Raw genomic sequence first — 24,239 nt, forward strand, 5'->3', positions numbered from 1 at the left:
ACCGCGCAACCCTGGTGAACTACCGTCGTCTTCGTGCCCTCCTCCACCGGAACTCCGGACCCGACCGCCGGTCCATCGACCGCGCCGCACTCCGTCAGACGGACCATCGCGGTCGGTTTGGCAATCGCCGTGTCGGCCGCAGCCCTGGTCGGCATCCGTGCAACGGCAGGATCAGCGGACACCGCAGCCTCGACGGTGACGGTCACGAAGGTCACCGCGTCCACCACCGCCACCTCGACCGGCACCGCCGTCCGCACCACCCTGAAGCTCAAGAACACCGCCTCCGTGCGGAAGCCCGCTACCTCAGCTTGGCTGTACCTGTCCGCCGGCACGAAGAAGTACACGCTCGGCCGGGTCGCGGTGAAGGCGTTGTCCGCTGGTTCGAGCACCTCCGTCACCGCAGTCCGCGCGACGCTTTCCCGTGCCGCAGCCGGCAAGTACTCGGTCCTCGCCTGCGCCGGTGCGTACTCCGCAAAACAGTGCCGCACGTCGACCGCGACCGTCAGCACGAAACCCACGAAGCGCGCGCGTCCCGAAACGGGCGTGATGCTCGACGTCGCTCGCGCCTACTACCCCGTGGCACTTATCAAGCGGTACATCGACCTGCTCGACGACAACGGCGGGCGTTTCCTGCACCTGCACCTCACCGACGACCAGAACGTCGGGATCGAGAGCAAGGTCCTCGGTCAGACCCTCGCGAACGCCGATCTCGACCACGGTGTCTACACGAGCCGTGTGACCCATCGCCCGTTCCTGAGCGCCGCGCAGGCACGCACGATCACCACCTACGCGGCGGAGCGGGGCATCGCGGTCGTGCCGGAGATCGACACCCCCGGGCACATGGCTGCCGCCTTCGCACTGCTCGAGGCGCAGCACGGCACGAAGTGGGTCGATCGCATCCGCTCGGGTGCCAGCGAGCTCGACCCGTCAGCGCCCGGGAGTCTCGCGCTGGCGAAGAAGCTGTACGCGGAGGTGCAGCGGACCTTCCCGTCCAGCCGCGCCGTGCACATCGGCGGCGATGAATGGGGCGGCGACGTCACCGCCGCCCAACGCGTCGCGTGGATGAACGCGATGGCGGCCACGCTCGGCAACCGCGAGGTCTGGGCGTGGAACGACGGGATCGATCGCGCTGCGGTCGGGCGACTGGATCCGCGCATCCACGTCACGTACTGGAGCTTCGACGGCGACACCGAGGACGCAGCCGAGCGCCGCGAACGCCGAGCGCGACGGGCGAGTGCGGTCGACCTGCAGCAGGCCGGGATCGACCTGCTCAACTACAACTCGTACTACCTGTACGAGGTGCCGACCGACCTCGACCCGGCAGACAGCGAGTACACCGTCGCCGACCTCCGCGAGAACTGGTCACTCCGGACGTGGGACGGCGACTCCGGTTCGCTGCTCGCAGCTCCGATGTCGGGCGCGGCCGTCGCGATCTGGGGCGAGGACCTCGACAGTCCACCCGCTGACGCGCTCCTGCGGTGGAGCGCGCCGCACGTGAAGGCGATGCTCGAGACCGCAGCCTCCTGACGGACGCATGACGGGCCTCCCGGCCGACCGCCGGAACCGCGCGAACCGCGGCCTGCCTATCCGAGCGGCTCGACGCCGTAGCCTGCGACCACCGCGCGCAACTCGTCCAGGTAGGCCTGCGCCTGCACGGTGAGGGGCACGGAGGCGTGCGCGATCCAGCCGATCTCGATGCGTTCGTCGACGTCGAGGGGGATGGCGACGATCTCGGGGTCGAGGTCGTCGCTGATGAGCCCGGTCGAGATCGTGTACCCGCCGAGGCCGATCATGAGGTTGAAGATCGTCGCGCGGTCCGAGACACGGATCTCCCGCTTGCTCGACATCGTCGACAGGATCTCCTCCGCCAGGTAGAAGGAGTTGTTCGCGCCCTGGTCGAAGGTCAGCCGCGGCAGGTCGGCGAGGTCCTCGAGGGTCGCGCGCTCCCGTGACGCGATGGGGTTCCGACGGGCCACGAAGATGTGCGGCTGCGCGACGAACAGCGGGGTGAAGACGACGCCGGCGTCCCGCAGCAGCTTGCCGAGCACCTGCTTGTTGAAGTCGTTGCGGTAGAGGATGCCCACCTCGCTGCGCAGGGTGCGGACGTCCTCGATGATGCCCCAGGTGCGGGTCTCACGGAGCGAGAACTCGTACTCGTCCGCAGCGGCCGCTTCGACCATCCGGACGAAGGCCTCCACCGCGAACGAGTAGTGCTGGGCGGACACCCCGAGCAGCCGACGCGACCGCTGGCCGCCGACGTACCGCTGCTCGAGCAGGGAGACCTGCTCGACCACCTGTCGGGCGTACCCGAGGAACTCGACGCCGTCGACGGTGAGCACGACGCCCCTGGCCGATCGGGTGAAGAGCGGGCGCCCGATCCGCGTCTCGAGGTCCTTCATCGCGGCGGACATCGTCGGCTGCGACACGTAGAGCAGGTCGGCCGCTGCGCTGATCGAGCCCTCCGTCGCGACCTCGATGAAGTACCGGAGCTGCTGCAGGGTGATGTCATTCGAGACACGTGCCATAGGCCGAGGCTATACCGGTGCATAGCGTCTCGGTATTACCTGATGGCTCGCGAATCCAGCCATGATCGATGCATCCTTCCCATCGTGCCCACGGGCCGCTCGACGAACAGATTGCCGACCATGGCGAACGACCTCACCTTCAGCATCACCCGGACCCGGTTCGACGAGGACTACTCCCCCGCCGACAGCTCCCGGCTGACCACGAACTTCGCCAACCTGGCGCGGGGCGAGCACCGTCAGCAGAACCTCCGTGCTGCGCTGGCGATGATCGACGGACGCGCGAACGACCTCTTGGCTGCCGGGGACCGCTACCGCCTGGAGCTCGACATCGTTTCGGCCTCGCTGCAGTTCTTCGACGATGGAGCGGACGCCGAGTTCCCGCTGCTCGAGATGCTCGACGTCACGATCGTCGACCAGCACACCGGCGAGCGCCACCACGGCATCCTCGGCAACAACTTCTCGTCGTACCTGCGCGACTACGACTTCTCCGTGCTGCTGCCGTCATCGCCGGGCTTGCCGTCTGACTTCGGGGCGCTGCACGGGGCGCTCTTCCAGCGCTTCCTGGAGTCCTCCGCGTTCCGCTCGGAGTTCGGTGCCGAGCCCGTCGTCTGCATCAGCGTCTCGACGAGTCAGACCTACCGCCGGACCGGGTACGTCCACCCCGTCCTCGGCGCCGAGTACGAGCACGAGCACTCCTCGCTCACCGACGACTACTTCGGACGGATGGGCATGCGGGTCCGGTACTTCCAGCCCGCCGGAGCGTCGGCCCCGCTCGCGTTCTACACGCGCGGTGACCTGACCGGGGACTACACGGACCTGCAGCTCATCGGCACGATCGCCACCATGGAGACGTTCCAGAAGATCTACCGTCCGGAGATCTACGCCGCGAACACCCCGGCCGGCAGCACCTACCGCCCCACGCTCGACCACACCGACTTCACGCCCACCCCCGTCACCTACGACCGTGAGGAGCGCAGCCGCCTCGGGATCACCCAGGGCCGGTGGACCGAGGAGCACCTCGTGACGCCGCACCACGCGCTGCTGTCGCGTTTCGCCGCCGAAGCCGCCGTTCCTTCTCTTCGATCGTCAGGACTCGCAACCGCATGAGCACCCTCCTCCCCACCTCGATCGTCGGCAGCCTGCCGAAGCCGTCCTGGCTCGCCGAGCCCGAAAAGCTCTGGTCCCCCTGGAACCTGCAGGGCGCAGCACTCACCGAGGGCAAGCAGGACGCACTCCGCTCCGCCGTCCACGAGCAGGAGCGCCGCGGCATCGACATCGTCAGTGACGGCGAGCAGACCCGCCAGCACTTCGTCACGACGTTCATCGAGCACCTGGACGGTGTCGACCTCGAGCGCAAGGAGACCGTCCGGATCCGTGACCGGTACGACGCGGCCGTCCCGACCGTGGTCGGTGCCGTGAGCCGCCGGGCGCCCGTGTTCGTGGACGACGCTCGCTTCCTGCGCGCGCAGACCGACCGGCCGATCAAGTGGGCGCTCCCCGGCCCGATGACCATGATCGACACGCTCTCCGACCAGCACTACAAGAGCCGCGAGAAGCTGGCGTGGGAGTTCGCCACGATCCTCAACCAAGAGGCACGCGAACTGCAGGACGCTGGCGTCGACATCATCCAGTTCGACGAGCCCGCCTTCACCGTCTTCCACGACGAGGTGCAGGACTGGGGCGTGGCCGCACTCGAACGCGCAGCCGAGGGCCTGCGCGCTGAGACCGCCGTGCACATCTGCTACGGCTACGGCATCGAGGCCAACAACAAGTGGAAAGAGACGCTCGGCGCCGAGTGGCGGCAGTACGAGCAGTCCTTCCCACTGCTGCAGCAGTCGTCCATCGACATCGTCTCGCTGGAGTGCATTCACTCGCACGTGCCGCTCGAGCTCGTCGAGCTGATCCGCGGCAAGAAGGTCATGCTCGGGGCGATCGACGTCGCGACCGAGACCGTCGAGACCCCGGAAGAGGTCGCGGAGGTGCTCCGCAGGGCGCTCGAGTTCGTCGATGCGGACAAGCTCATCCCGAGCTCGAACTGCGGGATGGCTCCCCTGGCGCGGGGGGCTGCGCTGGACAAGCTCGGTGCGCTGTCCGCTGGGGCGGACATCGTGCGGGCTGAGCTCGTCGGCGCGGCGGTGCCGGCTGCGCGCTAGCGTCCCGGTCCGACCGGACGGCTCGCCTCGGCAACGGGGCGGGCCGTCTTCCATGTCACGCCCGGCAGGGGCTCGCGTCTCGGGCCGGTCTGGAGGCGCGGCTCGGTTCCGGCGATCAGGCCGCGGTCGTCATTTCTGGCTGTCGAGGCTCATCTTCTCGAAGTCCCCCGCAACGCACTGCGAGCTGCCGTCGATCGTGTATCCGCGGGGATCCGCGCGGAAGTCGGAGGAGCTCACCGGACCGCCCCTGCCCCGGACGCCGAGGATCGGGTCCTCGCCGCCGGTCTGGTACCGCTCGGTCGTGACCCCGAGCTCCTTCCAGTGCTGTTCCACCGCCTCGACGTCGGCCTTTGGATCAGCGCTGGCAGCGCGGACCTTGGCGTAGACGTACTGGACGCCGCCGGTCCCGAGGCCGAGTCCGCACTTCCCCAGCCGTGGACCGTCGTTGGGTTCCCAACCGTCACCGACAACGTCCGTCGAACCCTCGACGAACGTGACGATCGACTGCTTCGCTTCTTTCGTGTTCATGCCAGACCCTTCGCTGCAACCAGTGAGAACGGCGACCGCGAGCAGTACGGCTCCTGTCGCCCGGACGACGTTGCCGGCCTTCCGTTGATGTGGCCCCATCTGGCTTCTCCTTCCAGAGACGCATGAGCTTGGCTGCTCCCTGGCAAACCCGATCAGCGTCGAGCGATCAACCCGACTGCACCGATGAGCAGGAGCACACCACCCACGATGGCCAGCGGCACCCCGAGGATCAGCAAGATGCCGGCCCCGATGTTCGCACCGCCGTCGAACCCGCCGTCGAACGTCGCGATCACCGCCAAGCCGCAGATGAAACCGCCGACGGCGGAGACGATGCCGCCGACGAGGGTGAGTACGCGAGGACCGTTCATCTGATCAGCGTATTCGGCGTCTCGGCCCCGATTGCAACGATCTGAACGAGCGTGTGGCGTGGGGGTGGATCCCCCACGAGCCGAAACCGCCGCCGTCGGGCTCGACCCGAGCTCCACGCCGCCGGGCGATGAACCACGCTGCCGGCCCGAGAATCGGAACGAAGAGGACGACGACCACCCATGCGACCAAGCGCCCGCCGGAGGTCGACGCTCGCCGCATCACCGAGATGAAGGCTGCGCCAGCGAGGAACAGCGCGGTGATCGACATCGCCATCAGGACACCGTCGAGCGGTGTCGGAACGAGGGGATGCATGCTCTGCTCCTGAGTCCGGTACGTCATCTTGCAGCCATCCGCCAATTCAACTGCTCAAACGTAATACATTGCCGTTCGCCGTTGAGAACACTAGCGTCGGTCTCATGACTGGAGCAATGGTGTTCGCGTTGACGATCGAGATTGCAGGTGCCGTCCTCGTGACCTGGCTCACCTGGAGGGGTGCCGACGGATCCCTCGCTCGGAACAGCTTGGCCGGCATCCGGACCCGGATCACGATGTCCAGCGAGTTGGCCTGGCGCATCGGACACCGCGCGGCACTGCGGCCGACGATCGCCGCGGGAGCGATCACCGTGGTGTGGTGTTCGGCGAGCCTCGGTCTTCCACCGCTTCGCACGCCGCTCTCCGTGATCGTGGCTGCTGTGGTGCTCCTCGGCGGCGCACTCCTGTCCATCCCGGTGGCACACCGGGCTGTGCGCCGCAGCGCCCCCGGAGGATGACCAGGCGCAACACGGAGAACGTGAGCTCGCGGTGGGACGTGAGCGCCCGATCGCCGCGCCGATCGAAGGCACCCCGGGACACGGCGAGCGCTTCGCCACGAAGCGCCAGGCGGGAGGGCGTTGACTACGTCCATGATCACCAAGAGCACGATCCACGAGGTCGAGAACGCGACCGTGAAGGACCGCGACGGCGCATCGGTCGGCAAGGTCGCGCAGGTGTTCCCTTCCGACGAGGACGGCAGCGCTGCGTTCGTCAGCGTCGCGACCGGACTACTCGGTGGTCACACCGCGCTCGTCCCGGTCGAGGACGCCACCTTCGACGGCACGGACCTGCACGTCGGGTACACGAAGAGCGCGATCAAGAGCGCGCCCTCCCCCGAAGCCGGGAACACCTTGTCCGTCACCGAGACGAACGCCGTCCGCAAGCACTTCGGGCTGTCGCCCGCGGGCAAGGCGACCGGCGACATGGGCGATCCGCACGAGAACCTCGACCAGGCAGGCACCGGCCCGGCCGGCGCAGACGACACCGAGGGCGCGGGCACGACGTCACCGACCTGAGTCGCGCTGGGGCGAGGCACACGCATCTCGTTCTCTCGGCGCGCGCTGCGGGGCCGCCGGCGGCACGTCGAGTGACAGTCGAGTCAGTGAGCGGACGACCGAGCTCGGAGCAGGCGCCGACACTCCTCCCCAGCAGGACTCGACACAGCCGTTCGGATCCAGGACTGCGGTCCGTCGCAGTCGGACGTGCCCGTGCAGCACGCATCGCGGCGACGATCCCCCAACCCCTCCGCATCGTCAGCCGCAGCGAGCGGAAGGCCCTGGACACCGCTGAGATCATCGCCGGACGGTGGGGCACGGAGTTCGAGGTCGACGAGGACCTCGGTGAGATGGGCCGCAGCGCGACCGGCTACCTCGACCCGAGCGCGTTCGAACCGGCCGTCGACGCGTTCTTCGCCGAACCGCAGCGGTCCGTCCGCGGCTGGGAACGTGCGATCGACGCACAGAGCCGTGTCGAGCGCGCGGTCCGACGCTTCGCGGCGCAGACGCCCGAGCGGGGCATCGCGTTCATCGCCCACGGCGGGGTCGGCGCACTCCTGCTGGCGAGCCTCCGACGCGAGCGCATCAGCCGCGCACTCGATCAGCCAGCGAAGGGCAGTTCCTTCACCTTCGACCCGCAGGGCTTGACGGCGCTATCGCCGTGGGAACACGTCCACTGAAGCGGCGCGTGGGTCAGTCAGCCCGGACCCGACAACGGTCCTACCGCTCGACGGCAGTACCCTGACCTGCAGGGGAACACGAGGGTGGACAGATGAGCGACGACGTCCGGGAACGTTCGACGGCATGGCAGCTGGGGTGGCTCGCGGTGTCCGGACCAGCCGCGATCGTCGTCAGCCTGGTCCTGTACTTCCTGCTGCAGGCTGCCTTCATGGGCTACGCCCTGGTGTTGCTGCAGCTCTGGGTCCTCGCCGCCGTCGTCTTCGGCATCTGCGCAGTCGTCACCGGCACGCGTGACCGAAAGCGGCAGCGTCCGGACGCCACCCGCGGCGCTGTGATCGGCGTCGTCGGCGCCGCCCTGAGCGCCGCGGAACTCGTCGGCTTCGGCTCCCTGGTCGCCCTCCTCAGCCAAGTGTCCTGATCGGAGGCACCCCGTGGACGACCAGCGCACCATCGGCGAGATGAACAGCCGCCGCAAGGCCTTCCGAGTCACGGCCCGGACCGGGTTCATCGTCGCGGCGGCGATGTTCTTCCTCCCACTCGTCCTCCCGCTGGTCGGCACCGGCGCCCACGCCGTGGCGATCGTCTCCATGACGGCGGCATGGGCGGTGCTGGTGTCCGCGTCCTCGTTCGCGGCGATGGCGGCCACGAAGCCCGGCGGTCACCCGTGGGTGCACCAGGTGTGGGCGGTCCCCGTCGCGATCATCGTGATGCTCCCCGGCGCAGTGATCGCACTCCTGGTCTACGGGTCGCTCGCGGCGGTGGTCTAGCGCAACCAGGTGACGGGCGGGCGCCGTCGCGCCCTCTGGATGCGGGCCTCCAGACCCGGACTGGAGGCGCGGCAGCGGCCCGCCCCGCCGGTCACGCCGGCGCGGCGTCACCCCGGTGCGTGATGACGCTCAGTTCCAGGGACCGTCCGCGGTGCCGAGGTGCTCTGCGCCGAGCGGTGTGATCGGCAGGGCCGCGAGGCTCGCGATCCCCACCTGCAGGAGGGCCGCTCGCGAGGTCCCGACGCGTCCGATCGCCACCATCCCCTCGATGACCGCGCAGACGTAGGTGCCGAGCGCCTCCACGTCGGCGTCCGCCTCGACCTCGCCAGCCGGATGAGCATCGACGATGCAGGCCGTGTAGCCCGCGCGGATGGTGTCGAAGGCCTCGGAGACGGTCGGCGCGACCTCCGAGTCTCGGGCCAACAGCTCCACCGCTGCGCGGAGCAGCAGCGAGGGTGCCCCCTGCGCTGCCCGGTGCTCGACCGCAACGGACACCAGCTGCGTCCGGATCCGCGCGATCGGGTGCTCGGGACTCCGCAGGACCACCTGCACGACCTCGACAGCCTCGGCGGTGTCGCTGAGGAAGGCGCGCATGAAGAGCTCCTTCTTGCCGCCGAACGTGTTCTAGAGGCTCTGCCGACCGAGGCCGGTCGCCGCGAGCAGGTCATCGAGGGACGTGCCGTCGAAGCCGGACTCCGCGAACGTGCGTCGTGCGCGCTCGACCACGTCAGCTTCGTCGAACTTGCGCGGTCGGGGGATGTGGGCTCCGCGGACCCCCCCCCCCCCGGCCACACAACGACATCAGCGAGTTCCGCTGACGAGTAAACAGAGCTATAGATCAACCACCAGAGCGGGCGATTTCACCAGTCTAAGTTGAACGCGTACGTCAGCGAAGTATGCAGCTCCCATGGCCCTCGGGGGTTGAATTGGTTCGCATCGCGCCGATGGTAGAACTGTGTATAGCCCGAATTTGGATCGTAGTTGCCTAACGCCCCCTGCACGAACAGGTACTCACCCAATTCGGCAACTGTCAAATCTTTTGGCAGCGATGCGGATGCCATGGCTTGCACCACATCGCTCCGATTCACCCGCCGCTTCTGCAATGCACTGATGAATCGAGGAAGCCCTGTGATAACTTTGTCTTGTAATAAGCCGTGGGCTTCCGATTCAAGTTCGTTAAGGAAGTGATTACGAGCAAATTCATCTCGGGCTTTGCGAACGGATTGCGGCGTCGGCAGCTCGCCTCGCGGCGCCTGTGATTGTATCGCCTGAAAAAGGACACTGAAGTCCCGAGGCGTGTATCGAGTGGATTCCACGATGTACTGCACCCCGGCCACTCGCCCGTCTTTTCCTACTGGGATACTTGAAGGAACTATACCCAGGAGATCCTGCCTCGAGATCTCGGCTTTCTTCGCAAGATAGTCCCAGAGTGCTACTTCCTTGGCATGAGCCGCCTCCGCACCCCACTCGATCCGTATGCTCGAATCCGCGAGAATCTCAGCACTATCCGAAAATCTGACACGGCGGAACACGTCCGACCTGCACATGATCAGTAGATAGAAATTGCTACCAGTGAATCGAGTATTCAACTCATTACCAACGCGGATAAGCGACGCGATGGTGTCCCAGTAAGCTCGATTATCTCCGATGGACTTGTCGAGTCCATCGATAGCCAGGAGGTGCCGACTAACTGTTTGGTCTCTCAACACCAGAGCTAGAAGAGCTGTAGCGATCTGAGCCGGGCTCCATTGATCCGTTTCCCAGGTCCGATCCTCTCTTCCGCCTCGGAGGCCAAGTCCATCGAACAGCGCTGAAAAGCCCATCGAGATCTTCCGCTCGCGAACCTTCCGCAGCACGTTCGGATAGTCGCGATCCGCTAGGCCTTGATCCTCGAGTTTGCGCAGAAGCGACTGCGCCTTCGAATCGTGAGCGAGTGAGCTACTGTCATCCCGGACCAGTGACATCAGGAACTTGATCGCTATGAATAGTCTCCACGCCGAGTCAGTAGCGGTAGTAATTTCGTGACTAACGAGCTGATTTGTTATGCTCGACAAAGGACTTTGGGTTTGATTAACCTGGTCAAAGTCAATGTATTCTGAGTAAACTAGCCCCACGCCCATTTCGCGCCGCCAGCTTTCGTCGACATACCTGGCGGCGGCGCTCTTTCCGGAGCCTTTCGGTCCAAGAAGAAGGAATCGCTCGTGATTAGCGACACGGGCGGGAATATCGTACCTATCGAGGTACGTCCGGAAGAACTTTTCGGGATCGCCCGCGAAGTCCTTTTCGGCCGACGCCCGCCCAAAGTAGAGCGCGTGGAATTTATCTGCGTGCATGGTAAGTTTCACCTCTCTCCCGGATCCTCGCATATTCCATGCGCTTAGTCCAGGGAGTATGCAAACCTGCAGTCTCGTTCGAGTGGCGCTCATGCCCCGGCATACGGAGACGAACTAGTGCGTCTAGGAGAGGAAGCGGACGCGGAAACGCCCCGCCAGCCGAAGCCAGCGGGGCGTTCCCCGGTCGAGCGGAACCTAGAAGTCCCAGTCCTCGTCCTCAGTCTTCTCCGCCTTGCCGATGACGTACGACGACCCCGACCCCGAGAAGAAGTCGTGGTTCTCGTCCGCGTTCGGCGACAGGGCCGACAGGATCGCCGGGTTCACGTCCGTCGTCTCCTTGGGGAACATCGGCTCGTAGCCCAGGTTCATCAGCGCCTTGTTGGCGTTGTAGTGCAGGAACTTCTTGACGTCCTCGGTCAGCCCGACGCCGTCGTAGAGGTCCTGCGTGTACTGCACCTCGTTCTCGTAGAGCTCGAACAGCAGGTTGAACGTGTAGTCCTTGATCTCCTGCTTGCGCTCTTCCGAGGCGCCCTCGAGGCCCTTCTGGAACTTGTACCCGATGTAGTACCCGTGGACGGCTTCGTCGCGGATGATCAGGCGGATCAGGTCGGCGGTGTTGGTGAGCTTGGCGCGCGAGGACCAGTACATCGGCAGGTAGAAGCCGGAGTAGAACAGGAACGACTCGAGCAGCGTCGAGGCGACCTTGCGCTTCAAGGGGTCGTCACCGGTGTAGTAGTCGAGGACGATCTGGGCCTTCTTCTGCAGGTTCACGTTCTCGGTGGACCAGCGGAAGGCGTCGTCGATCTCAGGCGTCGAGGCGAGCGTCGAGAAGATCGACGAGTAGCTCTTCGCGTGCACCGACTCCATGAACGCGATGTTCGTGTAGACGGCTTCTTCGTGCGGGGTGATCGCGTCGGGGATCAGGCTGATCGCCCCGACGGTGCCCTGGATGGTGTCGAGCAGCGTCAGGCCGGTGAAGACCCGCATCGTGAGCTGCTGCTCCGCCGGCGTCAGCGTGTTCCACGACTGCACGTCGTTCGACAGCGGCACCTTCTCGGGGAGCCAGAAGTTGTTGACCAGCCGGTTCCAGACCTCGACGTCCTTGTCGTCCTGGATGCGGTTCCAGTTGATGGCACTGACCGAGCTGATCAGCGGGATGGACTTGCCCGTGGCGTGGACCGGGTCGGTGAGGGTCATGGGATTGTCTTCCGGATTCGAGATGGTGATCTGATGACGGACTGGAGGCGCGGGGCGGGGCCCGCCCCGCGCCTCCAGGAAGAGAGCAGCAGCTCTACAGCATGCAGCTGACGCAGCCCTCGACCTCCGTGCCCTCCAGCGCGAGCTGGCGGAGACGGATGTAGTAGATCGTCTTGATGCCCTTGCGCCATGCGTAGATCTGGGCCTTGTTGATGTCACGCGTGGTGGCGGTGTCCTTGAAGAACAGCGTCAGGGACAGGCCCTGGTCCACGTGCTGCGTCGCCGCGGCGTACGTGTCGATGATCTTCTCGGCACCGATCTCGTACGCGTCCTGGTAGTAGTCCAGGTTGTCGTTCGTCATGAACGGCGCCGGGTAGTAGACGCGGCCGAGCTTGCCTTCCTTGCGGATCTCGATCTTCGACGCGATCGGGTGGATCGACGACGTCGAGTGGTTGATGTACGAGATCGAACCGGTCGGCGGGACGGCCTGCAGGTTCTGGTTGTAGATGCCGTGCTCCTGGACGGACGCCTTCAACGCCCTCCAGTCGTCCTGCGTCGGGATCGTGATGTTCGCGTTGTCGAACAGCGAGGCAACACGAGCGGTCGCGGGGGTCCACGCCTGGTCGGTGTACTTGTCGAAGAACTCACCCGACGCGTACTTCGAGTCACGGAAGCCGTCGAAGGTCTCGCCGGTCTCGATCGCGATCTTGTTCGACGCACGAAGGGCGTGGAACAGCACCGTGTAGAAGTAGATGTTCGTGAAGTCGATGCCCTCTTCGGAGCCGTAGTAGACGCGCTCACGAGCGAGGTAGCCGTGCAGGTTCATCTGGCCGAGGCCGATGGCGTGCGACTTGTCGTTGCCGTCCTCGACGGAGCGCACCGAGGTGATGTGCGACATCTGCGAGACCGAGGTCAGGCCGCGGATGGCCGTCTCGATGGTCTTGCCGAAGTCGGGCGAGTCCATCGTCAGCGCGATGTTCAGCGAGCCGAGGTTGCAGGAGATGTCCTTGCCGATCTCCTTGTAGGACAGGTCCTCGTTGAAGGTCGTCGGGGTGTTGACCTGCAGGATCTCGGAGCACAGGTTGGACATGTTGATCCGACCCTTGATCGGGTTGGCCTTGTTCACCGTGTCCTCGAACACGATGTACGGGTAGCCCGACTCGAACTGGATCTCGGCGATGGTCGTGAAGAAGTCACGCGCCTTGATCTTCGTCTTCTTGATGCGCGAGTCGTCGACCATCGCGCGGTAGTTCTCGGAGATCGGGACGTCACCAAAGGGGACGCCGTAGACCTTCTCGACGTCGTACGGCGAGAACAGGTACATGTCCTCGTTGTTCTTCGCGAGTTCGAACGTGATGTCCGGCACGACGACGCCGAGGGACAGCGTCTTGATGCGGATCTTCTCGTCGGCGTTCTCGCGCTTGGTGTCGAGGAACTTCATGATGTCCGGGTGGTGGGCGCTGAGGTAGACCGCACCGGCACCCTGACGCGCACCGAGCTGGTTCGCGTAGGAGAAGGAGTCTTCCAGCAGCTTCATCACGGGGATGATGCCCGAGGACTGGTTCTCGATCTGCTTGATCGGGGCGCCGGCCTCGCGGATGTTGGAGAGGAGCAGGGCCACGCCGCCGCCGCGCTTCGAGAGCTGCAGCGAGGAGTTGATGCCGCGCGAGATCGACTCCATGTTGTCTTCGATGCGCAGCAGGAAGCAGGAGACGAGCTCGCCGCGCTGTGCCTTCGCCGTGTTGAGGAACGTGGGGGTCGCGGGCTGGAAGCGGCCGGCGACGATCTCTTCGACCAGGTCGATGGCGAGCTGCTCGTTGCCCTGGGCCAGGCCGAGGGCGGTCATGACGACGCGGTCCTCGAAGCGCTCGAGGTAGCGCTTGCCGTCGAACGTCTTGAGCGTGTAGCTCGTGTAGTACTTGAACGCGCCGAGGAACGTCTGGAACCGGAACTTCTTCGAGTACGCCAGGTCGTTGAGTCGCTGGATGAAGTCCAGCGAGTACATGTCGATCGTGGCTTTTTCGTAGTACTCGTTCTCGACCAGGTAGTCGAGCCGCTCCTTCAGGTTGTGGAAGAAGACGGTGTTCTGGTTGACGTGCTGCAGGAAGAACTGCTTGGCGGCCTCACGATCCTTGTCGAACTGGATGTTGCCGTCCGCGTCGTAGAGGTTGAGCATCGCGTTGAGGGAGTGGTAGTCCATCCCCGTCTGCGGCGACGTCAGATCGACGTCTGCAACTGCTGCGTCCAAAATGCATCCAATCCTGAGTTGACCGCCGACACGTCGTCAGGGGTCCCGAAGAGTTCGAATCTGTAGAGAAGGGGGACGTTGCACTTCCGTGCGATGACGTCCCCTGCCAGGCCGTAGGCCTCGCCGAAGTTCGTGTTGCCGCCGACGACCACACCGCGGATGAGCGAGCGGTTGTGCGCGTCGTTGAGGAACTTGATGACCTGCTTGGGGACCGCACCCTCGCCGTTGCCGCCACCGTAGGTGGGCAGGAACAGGACGTAGGGCTCGTCCACGTGGAGGAAGGGTTCGCTCGGGTAGAGCGGGATCCGGTCCGCGTCGCGGCCGAGCTTCTCGACGAAGCGTGCGGTGTACCCGGACACGCTCGAGAAGTAGACCAATCGGCTCATGGTGCGCTCCTGTGGTGAAGGTGCGGAACAGGCGGACCGGAGGGTGTCCTGCGGGCGGTGATCCGGGCCTCCTGAGCGGGTCCGGGGTGACCGCCCACAGGACGGGAGGCGACTACGCCAGTTCGGCGCTGAGCGTCGCGATCTTGTCGGGGCGGAAGCCCGACCAGTGGTCGTCGTCCGTGACGACGACGGGGGCCTGCATGTAGCCGAGGCTCTTGACGTGCTCGAGCGCTGCTTCGTCCGTGGAGACGTCGTGCACTTCGTACTCGATGCCCTTGTTGTCGAGGGCCCGGTACGTCGCGGTGCACTGGACGCAGGACGGCTTGGTGTAGACGGTGACGGCCATGTTCTCCCCTGGTTTCTACTGATTTCTCACGTGCTGTGGAGGTGGTGCTGATGTCTGTCCGCAGTCGTGTCCGGGAGGGGCCGCTGCGATGTCTCCACACTACATCTAGTGGCTAGCCGCGGCACCGACCACAAGAGGAAGTGTTACAGCCATGTAGTTCTCCACAACGTCCTCCACAGTCTGTGGATTCCCGGGAGGCCCGAGTTTCCGCCAGTCTCCGCCCGACCACCGACACTTCCCCACACCGGTGGACAGCCACGATCCACATGTGTGGAATCAGCGTGTCGGCGTGTCGCGATCCACACCTCCCCCGGACGGGTGACACCCCGTTCCGTCCGGTCCGTACACTCGTCTCGTGAGCACGTACGGCCCCCTCCTGAAGACCCCCGGCGTGGGTCGTGTCATCGCTGCACAGCTCACTGCGCGCTTCCCGTTCGGGATGCTCTCGCTGGCCTACCTGCTGCACGTCGAGCACGTCTTCCACTCCTACGGCGCAGCCGGTCTGGTGCTCGCGACGACGAGTGTCGGGCAGGCGCTCGCGGGCCCGCTCACCAGCCGTTGGATGGGCAGCTGGGGCATGCGCCCCGTCCTCATCCTGACGAGCCTCGTCGCGCTCGTGAGCATGGGCGTCATCGGGTTCGTCCTCATGCCGCTCTGGGGCTACGTGGTGGTCGGGTTCCTCGGCGGCCTCGCGGTCCCGCCCGTGCAGCCGGCGGTGCGCACCATCTACCCCAAGATGGTGACCTCGTCGCAGCTCACCCCGTTGTTCTCCCTCGACGCCAGCGCCCAGGAGCTCATCTGGGTCGCCGGCCCGGTCATCACCACGTTCGTCGCGACCCAGATCGGGACGGTCGAGGCGATCGTCGTCGCCATGGTCTTCCTCGTCGTCGGCGGCATCTGGTTCATCGCCTCGCCCGAGCTCGGCCGCGTCCGCATCCCCCGCTCGAAGCGCGCGTTCGGCGTGGTCCTGAAGCGCCCGTCGGTCGTCGTCGCCACCCTGACCGGTCTGCTGCTCATCGGGGCGTGCGCCGCGGTCGAGGCCAGCGTCACCAGCGTCTTCGGCGAGGGCAGCCCGAACGCCGGGATCGTCCTGGCCGTCTTCGCGGTCGGGTCGCTGTTCGGTGGCCTGGCGTTCGGCCACCGTCCGATCTCCCCGAACACCCTGTGGACACGCATGGCGATCGTGTTCGTCGGTCTCGCACTCGCCCTGGGCGGCACGAACTTCTGGTGGCTCTGCCTCGCCCTCGTCATCGCGGGCATCGGCATCGCGCCCGCCCTCGCGGTGATGTTCGGTTCGGTCTCCGCCACGGTCAAGTTCTCCGACACGGCCGAGGCCTACGGCTGGATGGGCACCGGCCAGCTGATCGGTGCCGCCGGCGGTTCCGCCGTCGCCGGCTTCCTGATCGACAGCAGTGGCCCGGTCGGCGGCTTCACGGTCGGTGCGGTCATGGCCGGGGTGGGCGTCGTCGTCGCGCTCGGGGCGAAGCGCTGGCTGCCCGACCTGCGCGGCCGTGACGCGAGTCCCATCCCCGACACCGAGCCGGTGGTCCTGCCGACCTGACCGGCGGGCGGGGGGGCTTTCGGGGTACCTGGTCGAAACGGGCGTACCTGGTCAGAAGTTCCGACCAGGTACGCCCGTTTCCACTTCCGCCGCCGGCATGGGAACGAACGGGCGTCCGGCCGCGCGGGTCGCGTTCTCCACAGGCGACCGGGAGGCCCGGCGCGCGCCCGCCACGCACCGGCAGGATGGGTGCATGGTCAGTTCACTTCCCCTCCGCGACGGCGCCGCGATCCCCGCGATCGGGTTCGGCGTCTACAAGGTCGACGACACCGAGGCCGAGACGGCGGTCGGTCTCGCGCTCGACGCCGGCTACCGCCATGTCGACACCGCCGAGATGTACGGCAACGAGACCGGTGTCGGGAAGGCGATCCGGGCCTCCCGGCTGGACCGTGACGACGTCTTCGTGACGACCAAGGTGTGGAACGACCACCAGGGGCACGACGCGACCCTGCGGGCCTTCGACGGCAGCCTCGAGCGGCTCGGGCTCGACGCGGTCGACCTCTACCTCATCCACTGGCCCGCCGCGGCGAACGACCGCTTCGTCGAGACCTGGCGCGCGCTCGTCGAACTGCGCGAGTCCGGGCGGGCGCGGAGCATCGGGGTCTCGAACTTCCAGGTGCCGCACCTGCAGCGACTCATCGACGAGACGGGCGAGGTCCCGGCGCTGAACCAGGTCGAACGGCACCCGTGGCTCCCCCAGCACGAGCTCGTCGCGTTCCACCAGCAGCACGACATCGTCACCGGGGCCTGGTCGCCACTCGGACGCGGACGGCTGATCGACGAACCGGTCCTCACCGGCGTCGCGGACGCCCACGGGGTGAGCGTCGCACAGGTCCTCGTCCGGTGGAACGTGCAGCAGGGGGTCGTGGTGCTGCCGAAGTCGGTGACGCCCTCGCGGATCCGGTCGAACCTCGATGTCGACGGCTTCGTGCTCAGCGACGACGAGCTCGCGGCGATCGCCACGCTCGAGTCCGGGCAGCGAACGGGCTCGCACCCCGACTCGGTGTCGTAGCCGAGCTAGCCCCGGCGGTCCTCCTCGGACTGCCACGGCAGGTGCAGGTCACCGGGCTCGGGTTCGACGTCACCGGCATCGTCAGCGCCACCGGTGCCCGGTGCGGCGATGACCTTCGACGGATCGATGCCGTCCGCACGCAGGTCGGCGTCGTCGCGCTGCTTCGTCTGCGACGCGTCCATCTCGCGCTCGCTCGACGGGCTGTACGCGGTGTCGGCCGCCCGCTGCTCGCGCTCGCTGACCCCGTCGACGTCGTCGCTGTGTGCGGCGTCACGCAGTGCGTCGGTGCGTGCACGATCGTCGGACGGCTCGGGGCCGGGGGCCTGGGGGATGCTGTCGCTCATGCCCCCGGACGGTAGTCCGTGTGCCCCGAGTGACAGTTCGGTCACGACGGTCGGTCGGGCTCGACCCCGGCGGTACGCTCACCGACGTGGGGGGAACGATGACACGGAAGCGAACCGCGGCGAGCGCGGTCGTCGGCACGGCTCTGGTGGGGCTGCTCCTCACGGGGTGCACGGCGTTCGGCGGGGACGACCCCCTGCCGAAGCCCACCCGACAGGCGGCCGAGCGCACGGCGGAGCCGATCCCCGATCCGACGCTCACGACCGAACAGGTCGACGACGACCCGGACGAGGTCGAGCAGGTCCTGCCCACGGGCACGGTCGCCGCGGAGACCGACGTCACGTCCCCGAGCGGTGACACGAGCATCCACGTCCGCATCGTTGCGAACGACAGCGGCACGTTCACCGCGCAGCTCTCCGGCTACCGCACGACCAACCCGCAGCAGATGAGCCTGCAGTTCCGCCACCGGCACGCGAGCCCGCTCGACGGCGGTGACGCCTCGGCGCGGGACACGACCGAGTGGACCGCCGCCTCCGGCCCGCCGAAGACCGTGGTGATGAACGACGCCGGTGTACGACCGGACTACCTGCGCAGTGTCGTCCTCGTCCCCGCGTCGGTGCCGGACGAAGACCCGTCGAAGCGCCCGTGGGTCGGATCGGTGCTCGCCGCCGCTGACCTCACGTGGACGATCCCGAACCCCTACCCGGACCTGCGGGTCACCGTGGGCAAGGACCGACCGGGGGCGTACGGCATCGTCATGCAGGCCGACGGCAGCCCGGCCGGCTACCTGGTGGCCCACGGTGACGAGCTCTCGACCGTCGCCGAGCGGTTCGGCATCACACCGGCCGAGGTGCAGTGGCTCAACCCGTACATGGAGCCGCGCGCCGACGACTGGCTGCTCGAGGGCAACACGCTGAACATCGATCCCGCGCGCCGCTGACCTCGGCGCGGACGGCACGCGACCGTCCGTTACGCTCGACGGGCACCAGCCCCGACCAGGAGGTCCCCTCGTGACGATCGTCGCCGCAGCAGACGGCTCAGCCCTCGGCAACCCCGGCCCCGCCGGCTGGGCCTGGTACGTCGATGACGACCGCTGGGCCGCCGGTGGCTGGCCCCGGGCAACGAACAACATCGGCGAACTCACGGCCGTCCTGCAGTTGCTCCGTGCGACGAAGGACACCGGCGAGCCGCTGCACATCCTGTGCGACAGCCAGTACGCCATCAAGGCCTGCACCGAGTGGCTCGCGGGGTGGAAGCGGAAGAACTGGCGCAAGGCCGACGGCAAGCCGGTCATGAACGTCGAGATCATCAAGGAGCTCGACGCCGAACTGCAGGGCCGCAAGGTCACGTTCGAGTGGGTCCGTGGCCACGTCGGTCACGAGATGAACGAGGCCGCCGACGTCCGTGCGCGTGGTGCAGCGACCGCGTTCCAGAACGGCACCGACGTGCCGCACGGTCCGGGCTGGCCGGGCGCCGAGGTCCCGGAGCCGTCCGCACTGCCCGAGGCGACCCCGCCGGCCACGCTCTTCTGACCGACGAACTCGGTCAGCCTGGGCCTGGGAGACCCAGGAACACCGAGGCACTGGTCCGCATCCGACCCCGAGACGATGCTGGACGCATGGAGAACACCGAACACGTCCTGGTCACCGGCGGCTCCGGCTTCATCGCCGGCCACCTGATCCTGCAGCTGCTCGACGCCGGGCACCGCGTCCGCACCACGATCCGGTCCCTCGAGCGTGAACCCGCGGTCCGTGCGGTCCTCGCCGAAGCCGGCCTGACCGCCGACGACCGGCTGGAGTTCGTCGCCGCCGACCTGACGTCCGATGACGGATGGACTCAGGCGGTCGCGGAGATCGACGTCGTGCACCACGTCGCCTCGCCGGTGATGCCCGGCCACGTCGAGGACGAGGACTCCGTGATCCGTCCGGCGGTGGAGGGGACACTGCGGGTGCTGCGCGCCGCACACGCGGCCGGAGTCGATCGCGTCGTGCTGACCTCGGCCTTCCACGCGGTCAGCTGGGGCCACCCGCACTCCGACCACGTGTTCACCGAGGCCGACTGGACGGTGCTCGACGGGCCCGGGGTCGATGCCTACGGCACGAGCAAGACCCTTGCCGAACGCGCCGCCTGGGACTTCGTCGCGTCCGAGCCCGGTGCGCCGGAGCTCGTCACGACGATGCCGGTCGCGGTGATGGGTCCGGCGATGGGGCACGCGGTGTCCGGTGCGAACCACATCCTGCAGTCCATGCTCTCCGGGGCGATGCCCGCGACCCCGCGGCTGTTCATCCCCATCGTCGACGTCCGTGACGTCGCCGCGGCGCACGTCACCGCGACGACCGAACCGGACGCGGCGAGCAAGCGGTTCCTGCTCTCGAACGGTCCGGCGCTCGAGATGGCCGAGATCGCCGCCACCCTGCGCGAGCACCTCGGTGACGACGCCCGGGCGGTCCCGACGCAGACACTGCCCGACGACGTCGTACGGACCGCGGCCGAGACCCAGCCGCAGTTCCGTGCGATGGTGCCCGACCTCGGCTACGCCAAGCGCACCTCGAACGAGCGAGCCCGCACCGTGCTCGGCTGGACACCTCGTGATCCCCACCAGGCGATCGTGGCGGCGGCCCGGAGCCTGGTGGCGAAGGGCCTCATCGGCCGATAGGAACCGGCCAGCGTATATAGTGGCTTGTATAAACTGGAGGTGCTCATGGCAGTGACGACGATCGACCTCGATCAGCGAGTCCTCGAGGACGCGAAGCAACTCACCGGAGCACGCTCGAACAGAGAGGTCGTCCAGCGCGCGCTCGAGACACTCATCGCTGTGCGACGGCAGCCTGCGGCGGTCGAGCGGATCATCGCCCGGGACTTCGCCGCAGACCCGACGGCCGCGGACGAACTGCACCCCTGATGGCGACGTACATCGTCGACAACTCGGTCTGGTGGAAAGCGCACCGTTCCCCGGCGATCGCTCAGCGCCTGCGGGAGATCGCGACTCAGGACCTCATCCTGACGTGCCCTCCGCAGGTACTCGAGTACTGCCACTCAGCGCAGTCCAGCTCCGACCACGACGACCATCGCGATGACATGGCGGCGTTCCTCGAAGCGTCGACCCACCCTGATGTGACGGCGGTGACGAGTATCCAGAACGCACTGTGGCGCAACGGACACGTGCGCGGCGCCGGGCCGGTCGACGTCCACATCGCCGCGTACGCCGTCTGCAACGGGGCGACGGTTCTGAGCTCCGACCGTGACTACGAGCACATCGCATCGGCTGTCGCTGAGTTCCGGCACGAATACCTCCCGGAGCACTGAACGCACTCCTGCCCCACGAGGATCAGACCGCCCGCTCCCACAGCGCCACGGTGCTCTCGAGCCCGTCGTACCGGTACGGCTTCCGCTCCCCCGTCGGCGCGTACCCGAGCGCTCGCCAGAACGGCTCGGCACCGGCGGCGTTGGTCGCCACGATGCCCAGCCGCAGTCGGCCGGCGCCGGCATCGGTGGCCAGGGACACGACGGCCTCGTGCAGCCTGCGTCCGAGCCCCGCACCGTGCCGATCACCACGGGTGATGAGCAGACCGATGTACGCCGTGGTCGGTGCGGGGTACCCGAGCAGGACGTCTGCGAACGCCACGAGCGCGTCGCCGTCCCACAGCCCGATCCCGTGCTTGCCCGCCGGGTCGAAGCCGTCCGGCACCGACACGAGTGCGCTCAGCCCGTCGGACGGCCCCGGCGGGTACCCGGTGATCCGCTCGGCGTAGTCCGGCACGGTCTCGAGCAGCGCCTGCAACGCGTCGACGTCGTCAGCGCCGAGCGCGCGCACGACGAACGGACCAGCACCGCCCGGCATCAGTCCACGTCCACGTCGGTCCACCCGTCGAACCGTCCGATCTCGGTGACCCGGACGACGGCCTCGCCGGCTTCGTCCGAGGCGTCGAGGTCGATCGTCGCCGAGAACCCGAAGTCCTTGTCGCCCGACGGGTCCGCGAAGATCTGCCGTGCACGCCACACGCGCGACGCACCCGCAGCCCCCGTCGCCCCGGCACCCGTCGCTCCCGTCTGGTCGAGCACCAGGTACGACATCGACCGGGCGTCGGCGTCGGTGCGGATCTCGTCGTGCGACTCGTAGTACTCCTCGAGCACCGCGTCCCACGCGTCCCCGTCGAACCCGGCAGCCGCGTCGAGCGCCCCGAGGCCGTCGACGTCGTCCCGCGCGGCGAGCAGCACCCGCTGGAACAGCGCGTTCCGCACGAGCACCGTGAAGGCGCGCACGTTGCCGGTGAGCCGTGCGGGCTGCGGCGGCGCGATCTCCTGCTCCTCGGCCAGTGCGAGCAGGACGTCACCGTTGAGCAGCGCCTCCCACTCGTCGACGAGCGAGGAGTCGGTCTGCCGGACGACCTCGCCGAGCCACTCGATCAGGTCGTCGAGCTCCGGGTTCCGCTGCTCCTCGGTGATGGTCTGGCGCATGGTGCGGTAGGCGTCGGACAGGTACCGGAGCACGAGCCCCTCGGAGCGGGTGAGCTGGTAGAACCGCACGAAGTCGCCGAAGGTCATCGCGCGCTCGTACATGTCGCGGACGACGGCCTTCGGCGAGAGCTGGAAGTCGAGGACCCAGGGCTGTTCAGCCGCGTACGCCTCGTACGCCGCCTCCAACAGCTCGGACAGCGGGCGAGGCCAGGTGACCTCCTCGAGCAGCTCCATCCGCTCCTCGTACTCGATGCCCTCCCGCTTCATGCGGGCGACCTCTTCACCGCGCTCCTTGAACTGCTGCTGCGACAGGATCGCGCGCGGGTCGTCGAGGGTGGCTTCGACGATCGAGACCATGTCCAGCGCGTAGGTGGGAGACGCAGGATCGAGCAGTTCGAACGCGGCGAGCGCGAACGGCGACAGCGGCTGGTTGAGGGCGAAGTTCGACTGCAGGTCGACGGTGAGACGGTACGTGACCGGAGGCCCCGGCACCCGCTCGATGACCTGGGCGTTGATCAGCGTCCGGGCGATGACGAGTGCGCGCCGGGCCATCGCGAGCTGGCGGGAGCGCGGTTCGTGGTTGTCGAACACCAGCGACCGGACCTCGTCGAACGCGGAACCCCCGCGGGCCACCACCGACAGCACCATCGCGTGCGTGATCCGCATCCGCGACACCATCGGTTCCGGTTCGGCGCCGATGAGCCGCTCGAACGAGGCCTGCCCCCAGGACACGAACCCCTCCGGTGCCTTCTTCCGCTTGATCTTGCTCTTCTTCTTCTGGTCGTCCCCGGCCTTGGCGACGGCGCGGGCGTTCTCGATGTCGTGCTCGGGGGCTTCGGCGACGACGTCGCCCTCGGTGTCGTACCCGGCGCGTCCGGCACGGCCCGCGATCTGGTGGAACTCGCGCGCGGACAGCTGCCGCATCTTGGTGCCGTCGAACTTCGTCAGCCCGGTGAACAGCACGGATCGGATCGGCACGTTGATCCCGACGCCCAGGGTGTCGGTGCCGCAGATGACGGGCAGCAGGCCGCGTTGTGCGAGCTGCTCGACGAGCCGTCGGTACTTCGGCAGCATGCCGGCGTGGTGCACGCCGATGCCGGCGCGGATCAGGCGGGACAGGGTCTGTCCGAACCCGGCGCTGAAGCGGAAGCCCGCGATCGCTTCAGCGATCTGGTCTCGACGCGCCCGATCAGCGACCTTCGCTGACATCAGTGACTGTGCCCGTTCGAGTGCTGCGGCCTGGGCGAAGTGCACGATGTAGATCGGTGCCTTGCCCTCCTCCAGCAGCCGTTCGACGGTCTCCTGCACGGGCGTCATCACGTACTCGTACTCGAGCGGCACCGGTCGGCTGACACCGGTCACGCGGGCGGTGGGTCGGCCGGTGCGTCGGGACAGGTCGTCGGCGATGGTGGTGACGTCGCCGAGGGTGGCCGACATGAGCAGGAACTGCGCGCGCTCGAGCACGAGCAGCGGCACCTGCCACGCCCAGCCGCGGTCGGGGTCGCCGTAGAAGTGGAACTCGTCCATCACCACGACGTCGACGTCGGCGTCCGGGCCTTCGCGCAGGGCCAGGTTCGCCAGGATCTCGGCGGTGCAGCAGACGATGGGTGCGTCGCCGTTCACGCTGGAGTCGCCGGTGACCATGCCGACGTTCTGCGCGCCGAACAGTTCGACGAGCTGGAAGAACTTCTCGGAGACGAGCGCCTTGATCGGTGCCGTGTAGTAGCTCCGCTTGCCCTCGGCGAGCGCGGCGAAGTGCGCGCCGGCCGCGACGAGCGACTTGCCGGTGCCGGTGGGGGTGCTCAGCACGACGTTCGCGCCGGAGACGAGCTCGATGACCGCTTCGTCCTGCGCCGGGTACAGCGGCCGTCCGCCCTCCTCGGCCCATGCCGCGAAGGCCTCGTAGACCTCGTCGGGGTCGACGACGCCGTCCACCGCCGCCGGGATCGCGGCGACGAGCGGGGGCACGGTGGTGACGTCGGTCATGCGCCCATCCTCCCAGGCTGCGGTGACGAGGTGGTCGGGG

Annotated in this window: 29 protein-coding genes; 15 read left to right on the forward strand and 14 right to left on the reverse strand. The window is 67.3% G+C overall.

The window, feature by feature from the left end:
* Positions 1 to 117 precede the first annotated feature (117 nt).
* Positions 118 to 1,527 (forward strand): family 20 glycosylhydrolase, encoded by a 1,410-nt coding sequence (locus EDF63_RS17860; RefSeq protein WP_148061834.1) that lies wholly within the window; start codon positions 118 to 120, stop codon positions 1,525 to 1,527.
* A 56-nt stretch (positions 1,528 to 1,583) separates the two neighbouring features.
* Here the strand turns inward: EDF63_RS17860 and EDF63_RS17865 are convergent, their stop codons facing one another.
* The gene (locus tag EDF63_RS17865; RefSeq protein WP_123314322.1) at positions 1,584 to 2,525 is read right to left on the reverse strand and encodes a LysR family transcriptional regulator; all 942 of its coding nucleotides are present in this window, start codon (positions 2,523 to 2,525) and stop codon (positions 1,584 to 1,586) included.
* A gap of 120 nt (positions 2,526 to 2,645) precedes the next feature.
* On the opposite strand from EDF63_RS17865, the gene EDF63_RS17870 reads away from it, so the two are divergent.
* Complete coding sequence (locus EDF63_RS17870; RefSeq protein ID WP_123314323.1) at positions 2,646 to 3,632, forward strand: putative oxygenase MesX; 987 nt, start codon at positions 2,646 to 2,648, stop codon at positions 3,630 to 3,632.
* A complete protein-coding gene (locus EDF63_RS17875) occupies positions 3,629 to 4,678 on the forward strand; it encodes a methionine synthase (RefSeq protein ID WP_123314324.1) in 1,050 nt (349 codons plus the stop codon). Before EDF63_RS17870 ends, EDF63_RS17875 begins: the two co-directional genes overlap by 4 nt.
* Before the next feature lie 129 nt (positions 4,679 to 4,807).
* Here the strand turns inward: EDF63_RS17875 and EDF63_RS17880 are convergent, their stop codons facing one another.
* The 3 genes from EDF63_RS17880 to EDF63_RS19150 form a co-directional block, all read right to left on the reverse strand.
* Complete coding sequence (locus EDF63_RS17880) at positions 4,808 to 5,206, reverse strand: hypothetical protein (protein WP_123314325.1); 399 nt, start codon at positions 5,204 to 5,206, stop codon at positions 4,808 to 4,810.
* Between the two features lie 152 nt (positions 5,207 to 5,358).
* On the reverse strand, positions 5,359 to 5,574 hold the full coding sequence (locus tag EDF63_RS17885) for a hypothetical protein (protein ID WP_123314326.1): 216 nt from the start codon (positions 5,572 to 5,574) through the stop codon (positions 5,359 to 5,361).
* 4 nt (positions 5,575 to 5,578) lie between these two features.
* Positions 5,579 to 5,914 (reverse strand): PLDc N-terminal domain-containing protein, encoded by a 336-nt coding sequence (locus tag EDF63_RS19150; protein WP_123314327.1) that lies wholly within the window; start codon positions 5,912 to 5,914, stop codon positions 5,579 to 5,581.
* A 77-nt stretch (positions 5,915 to 5,991) separates the two neighbouring features.
* Here EDF63_RS19150 and EDF63_RS17895 point away from each other — a divergent pair, with 77 nt between their 5' ends.
* From EDF63_RS17895 to EDF63_RS17910, 5 genes are all read left to right on the forward strand, one after another.
* Positions 5,992 to 6,345 (forward strand): SdpI family protein, encoded by a 354-nt coding sequence (locus tag EDF63_RS17895; RefSeq protein ID WP_148061835.1) that lies wholly within the window; start codon positions 5,992 to 5,994, stop codon positions 6,343 to 6,345.
* A 132-nt stretch (positions 6,346 to 6,477) separates the two neighbouring features.
* Positions 6,478 to 6,903 carry a hypothetical protein gene (locus tag EDF63_RS18805; RefSeq protein WP_185021510.1) on the forward strand — a complete coding sequence of 142 codons (426 nt, stop codon included), beginning with the start codon at positions 6,478 to 6,480 and terminating at the stop codon, positions 6,901 to 6,903.
* Positions 6,904 to 6,989: 86 nt separating this feature from the next.
* Positions 6,990 to 7,562 carry a histidine phosphatase family protein gene (locus tag EDF63_RS18810; protein ID WP_185021511.1) on the forward strand — a complete coding sequence of 191 codons (573 nt, stop codon included), beginning with the start codon at positions 6,990 to 6,992 and terminating at the stop codon, positions 7,560 to 7,562.
* 92 nt (positions 7,563 to 7,654) lie between these two features.
* Entirely contained in the window at positions 7,655 to 7,981 is a 327-nt protein-coding gene (locus tag EDF63_RS17905) for a hypothetical protein (RefSeq protein WP_123314329.1), read from the forward strand.
* A 13-nt stretch (positions 7,982 to 7,994) separates the two neighbouring features.
* Entirely contained in the window at positions 7,995 to 8,330 is a 336-nt protein-coding gene (locus EDF63_RS17910; RefSeq protein ID WP_123314330.1) for a hypothetical protein, read from the forward strand.
* Positions 8,331 to 8,459: 129 nt separating this feature from the next.
* Here the strand turns inward: EDF63_RS17910 and EDF63_RS17915 are convergent, their stop codons facing one another.
* From EDF63_RS17915 to nrdH, 7 genes are all read right to left on the reverse strand, one after another.
* Positions 8,460 to 8,924, reverse strand: a complete 465-nt coding sequence (locus EDF63_RS17915) for a TetR family transcriptional regulator C-terminal domain-containing protein (protein ID WP_123314331.1) — start codon at positions 8,922 to 8,924, stop codon at positions 8,460 to 8,462.
* A gap of 30 nt (positions 8,925 to 8,954) precedes the next feature.
* Positions 8,955 to 9,056 (reverse strand): TetR family transcriptional regulator, encoded by a 102-nt coding sequence (locus tag EDF63_RS18815; RefSeq protein ID WP_185021512.1) that lies wholly within the window; start codon positions 9,054 to 9,056, stop codon positions 8,955 to 8,957.
* A gap of 134 nt (positions 9,057 to 9,190) precedes the next feature.
* A complete protein-coding gene (locus tag EDF63_RS18495; protein WP_148061836.1) occupies positions 9,191 to 10,675 on the reverse strand; it encodes a P-loop ATPase, Sll1717 family in 1,485 nt (494 codons plus the stop codon).
* Positions 10,676 to 10,858: 183 nt separating this feature from the next.
* Positions 10,859 to 11,860, reverse strand: coding sequence for a class 1b ribonucleoside-diphosphate reductase subunit beta (nrdF, locus tag EDF63_RS17925; protein WP_123314333.1), 1,002 nt, complete (start codon positions 11,858 to 11,860; stop codon positions 10,859 to 10,861).
* 94 nt (positions 11,861 to 11,954) lie between these two features.
* Positions 11,955 to 14,060, reverse strand: coding sequence for a class 1b ribonucleoside-diphosphate reductase subunit alpha (nrdE, locus tag EDF63_RS17930; RefSeq protein WP_123314334.1), 2,106 nt, complete (start codon positions 14,058 to 14,060; stop codon positions 11,955 to 11,957).
* A 17-nt stretch (positions 14,061 to 14,077) separates the two neighbouring features.
* On the reverse strand, positions 14,078 to 14,494 hold the full coding sequence (nrdI, locus tag EDF63_RS17935; protein WP_071291227.1) for a class Ib ribonucleoside-diphosphate reductase assembly flavoprotein NrdI: 417 nt from the start codon (positions 14,492 to 14,494) through the stop codon (positions 14,078 to 14,080).
* Between the two features lie 112 nt (positions 14,495 to 14,606).
* Positions 14,607 to 14,840: a glutaredoxin-like protein NrdH gene (gene nrdH / locus EDF63_RS17940; protein WP_017886897.1), complete on the reverse strand. Its 234-nt coding sequence runs from the start codon at positions 14,838 to 14,840 to the stop codon at positions 14,607 to 14,609.
* Between the two features lie 355 nt (positions 14,841 to 15,195).
* On the opposite strand from nrdH, the gene EDF63_RS17945 reads away from it, so the two are divergent.
* Complete coding sequence (locus EDF63_RS17945) at positions 15,196 to 16,401, forward strand: MFS transporter (protein ID WP_123314335.1); 1,206 nt, start codon at positions 15,196 to 15,198, stop codon at positions 16,399 to 16,401.
* 193 nt (positions 16,402 to 16,594) lie between these two features.
* Positions 16,595 to 17,413: an aldo/keto reductase gene (locus EDF63_RS17950; RefSeq protein WP_123314336.1), complete on the forward strand. Its 819-nt coding sequence runs from the start codon at positions 16,595 to 16,597 to the stop codon at positions 17,411 to 17,413.
* Positions 17,414 to 17,418: 5 nt separating this feature from the next.
* On the opposite strand, the gene EDF63_RS17955 is transcribed toward EDF63_RS17950, so the two are convergent.
* A complete protein-coding gene (locus EDF63_RS17955; RefSeq protein ID WP_123314337.1) occupies positions 17,419 to 17,757 on the reverse strand; it encodes a hypothetical protein in 339 nt (112 codons plus the stop codon).
* 98 nt (positions 17,758 to 17,855) lie between these two features.
* Here EDF63_RS17955 and EDF63_RS17960 point away from each other — a divergent pair, with 98 nt between their 5' ends.
* The 5 genes from EDF63_RS17960 to EDF63_RS17980 all read left to right on the forward strand — a co-directional run bounded on the left by EDF63_RS17960 (position 17,856) and on the right by EDF63_RS17980 (position 21,061).
* On the forward strand, positions 17,856 to 18,695 hold the full coding sequence (locus EDF63_RS17960) for a LysM peptidoglycan-binding domain-containing protein (protein ID WP_123314338.1): 840 nt from the start codon (positions 17,856 to 17,858) through the stop codon (positions 18,693 to 18,695).
* A gap of 70 nt (positions 18,696 to 18,765) precedes the next feature.
* The gene (locus tag EDF63_RS17965; RefSeq protein ID WP_123314339.1) at positions 18,766 to 19,287 is read left to right on the forward strand and encodes a ribonuclease H; all 522 of its coding nucleotides are present in this window, start codon (positions 18,766 to 18,768) and stop codon (positions 19,285 to 19,287) included.
* An 86-nt stretch (positions 19,288 to 19,373) separates the two neighbouring features.
* A complete protein-coding gene (locus EDF63_RS17970; protein WP_123314340.1) occupies positions 19,374 to 20,411 on the forward strand; it encodes an aldehyde reductase in 1,038 nt (345 codons plus the stop codon).
* A gap of 45 nt (positions 20,412 to 20,456) precedes the next feature.
* Positions 20,457 to 20,657, forward strand: coding sequence for a type II toxin-antitoxin system VapB family antitoxin (locus tag EDF63_RS17975; RefSeq protein WP_123314341.1), 201 nt, complete (start codon positions 20,457 to 20,459; stop codon positions 20,655 to 20,657).
* The gene (locus EDF63_RS17980; RefSeq protein ID WP_123314342.1) at positions 20,657 to 21,061 is read left to right on the forward strand and encodes a PIN domain-containing protein; all 405 of its coding nucleotides are present in this window, start codon (positions 20,657 to 20,659) and stop codon (positions 21,059 to 21,061) included. The genes EDF63_RS17975 and EDF63_RS17980 overlap by 1 nt, the downstream gene beginning before the upstream one ends.
* 22 nt (positions 21,062 to 21,083) lie before the next feature.
* Here EDF63_RS17980 and EDF63_RS17985 read toward each other — a convergent pair whose 3' ends face one another.
* Both EDF63_RS17985 and EDF63_RS17990 read right to left on the reverse strand, forming a co-directional pair.
* Positions 21,084 to 21,620: a GNAT family N-acetyltransferase gene (locus tag EDF63_RS17985; RefSeq protein WP_185021513.1), complete on the reverse strand. Its 537-nt coding sequence runs from the start codon at positions 21,618 to 21,620 to the stop codon at positions 21,084 to 21,086.
* Positions 21,596 to 24,199 carry an RNA helicase gene (locus EDF63_RS17990; RefSeq protein ID WP_123314344.1) on the reverse strand — a complete coding sequence of 868 codons (2,604 nt, stop codon included), beginning with the start codon at positions 24,197 to 24,199 and terminating at the stop codon, positions 21,596 to 21,598. Before EDF63_RS17990 ends, EDF63_RS17985 begins: the two co-directional genes overlap by 25 nt.
* Positions 24,200 to 24,239 lie beyond the last annotated feature (40 nt).

Origin of the sequence: Curtobacterium sp. JUb34 (assembly GCF_003755065.1) — a bacterium.
Lineage (GTDB): Bacteria > Actinomycetota > Actinomycetes > Actinomycetales > Microbacteriaceae > Curtobacterium.

Coding starts and splice junctions, on each gene's coding strand:
- EDF63_RS17865 (WP_123314322.1), bottom strand. CDS start 2,525: ATGGCACGTGTCTCGAATGACATCACCCTGCAGCAGCTCCGGTACTTC.
- EDF63_RS17870 (WP_123314323.1), top strand. CDS start 2,646: ATGGCGAACGACCTCACCTTCAGCATCACCCGGACCCGGTTCGACGAG.
- EDF63_RS17875 (WP_123314324.1), top strand. CDS start 3,629: ATGAGCACCCTCCTCCCCACCTCGATCGTCGGCAGCCTGCCGAAGCCG.
- EDF63_RS17880 (WP_123314325.1), bottom strand. CDS start 5,206: ATGAACACGAAAGAAGCGAAGCAGTCGATCGTCACGTTCGTCGAGGGT.
- EDF63_RS17885 (WP_123314326.1), bottom strand. CDS start 5,574: ATGAACGGTCCTCGCGTACTCACCCTCGTCGGCGGCATCGTCTCCGCC.
- EDF63_RS19150 (WP_123314327.1), bottom strand. CDS start 5,914: ATGACGTACCGGACTCAGGAGCAGAGCATGCATCCCCTCGTTCCGACA.
- EDF63_RS17895 (WP_148061835.1), top strand. CDS start 5,992: ATGACTGGAGCAATGGTGTTCGCGTTGACGATCGAGATTGCAGGTGCC.
- EDF63_RS18805 (WP_185021510.1), top strand. CDS start 6,478: ATGATCACCAAGAGCACGATCCACGAGGTCGAGAACGCGACCGTGAAG.
- EDF63_RS17905 (WP_123314329.1), top strand. CDS start 7,655: ATGAGCGACGACGTCCGGGAACGTTCGACGGCATGGCAGCTGGGGTGG.
- EDF63_RS17915 (WP_123314331.1), bottom strand. CDS start 8,924: ATGCGCGCCTTCCTCAGCGACACCGCCGAGGCTGTCGAGGTCGTGCAG.
- nrdF (WP_123314333.1), bottom strand. CDS start 11,860: ATGACCCTCACCGACCCGGTCCACGCCACGGGCAAGTCCATCCCGCTG.
- nrdE (WP_123314334.1), bottom strand. CDS start 14,060: ATGGACTACCACTCCCTCAACGCGATGCTCAACCTCTACGACGCGGAC.
- nrdI (WP_071291227.1), bottom strand. CDS start 14,494: ATGAGCCGATTGGTCTACTTCTCGAGCGTGTCCGGGTACACCGCACGC.
- nrdH (WP_017886897.1), bottom strand. CDS start 14,840: ATGGCCGTCACCGTCTACACCAAGCCGTCCTGCGTCCAGTGCACCGCG.
- EDF63_RS17950 (WP_123314336.1), top strand. CDS start 16,595: ATGGTCAGTTCACTTCCCCTCCGCGACGGCGCCGCGATCCCCGCGATC.
- EDF63_RS17955 (WP_123314337.1), bottom strand. CDS start 17,757: ATGAGCGACAGCATCCCCCAGGCCCCCGGCCCCGAGCCGTCCGACGAT.
- EDF63_RS17960 (WP_123314338.1), top strand. CDS start 17,856: ATGACACGGAAGCGAACCGCGGCGAGCGCGGTCGTCGGCACGGCTCTG.
- EDF63_RS17970 (WP_123314340.1), top strand. CDS start 19,374: ATGGAGAACACCGAACACGTCCTGGTCACCGGCGGCTCCGGCTTCATC.
- EDF63_RS17975 (WP_123314341.1), top strand. CDS start 20,457: ATGGCAGTGACGACGATCGACCTCGATCAGCGAGTCCTCGAGGACGCG.
- EDF63_RS17980 (WP_123314342.1), top strand. CDS start 20,657: ATGGCGACGTACATCGTCGACAACTCGGTCTGGTGGAAAGCGCACCGT.
- EDF63_RS17990 (WP_123314344.1), bottom strand. CDS start 24,199: ATGACCGACGTCACCACCGTGCCCCCGCTCGTCGCCGCGATCCCGGCG.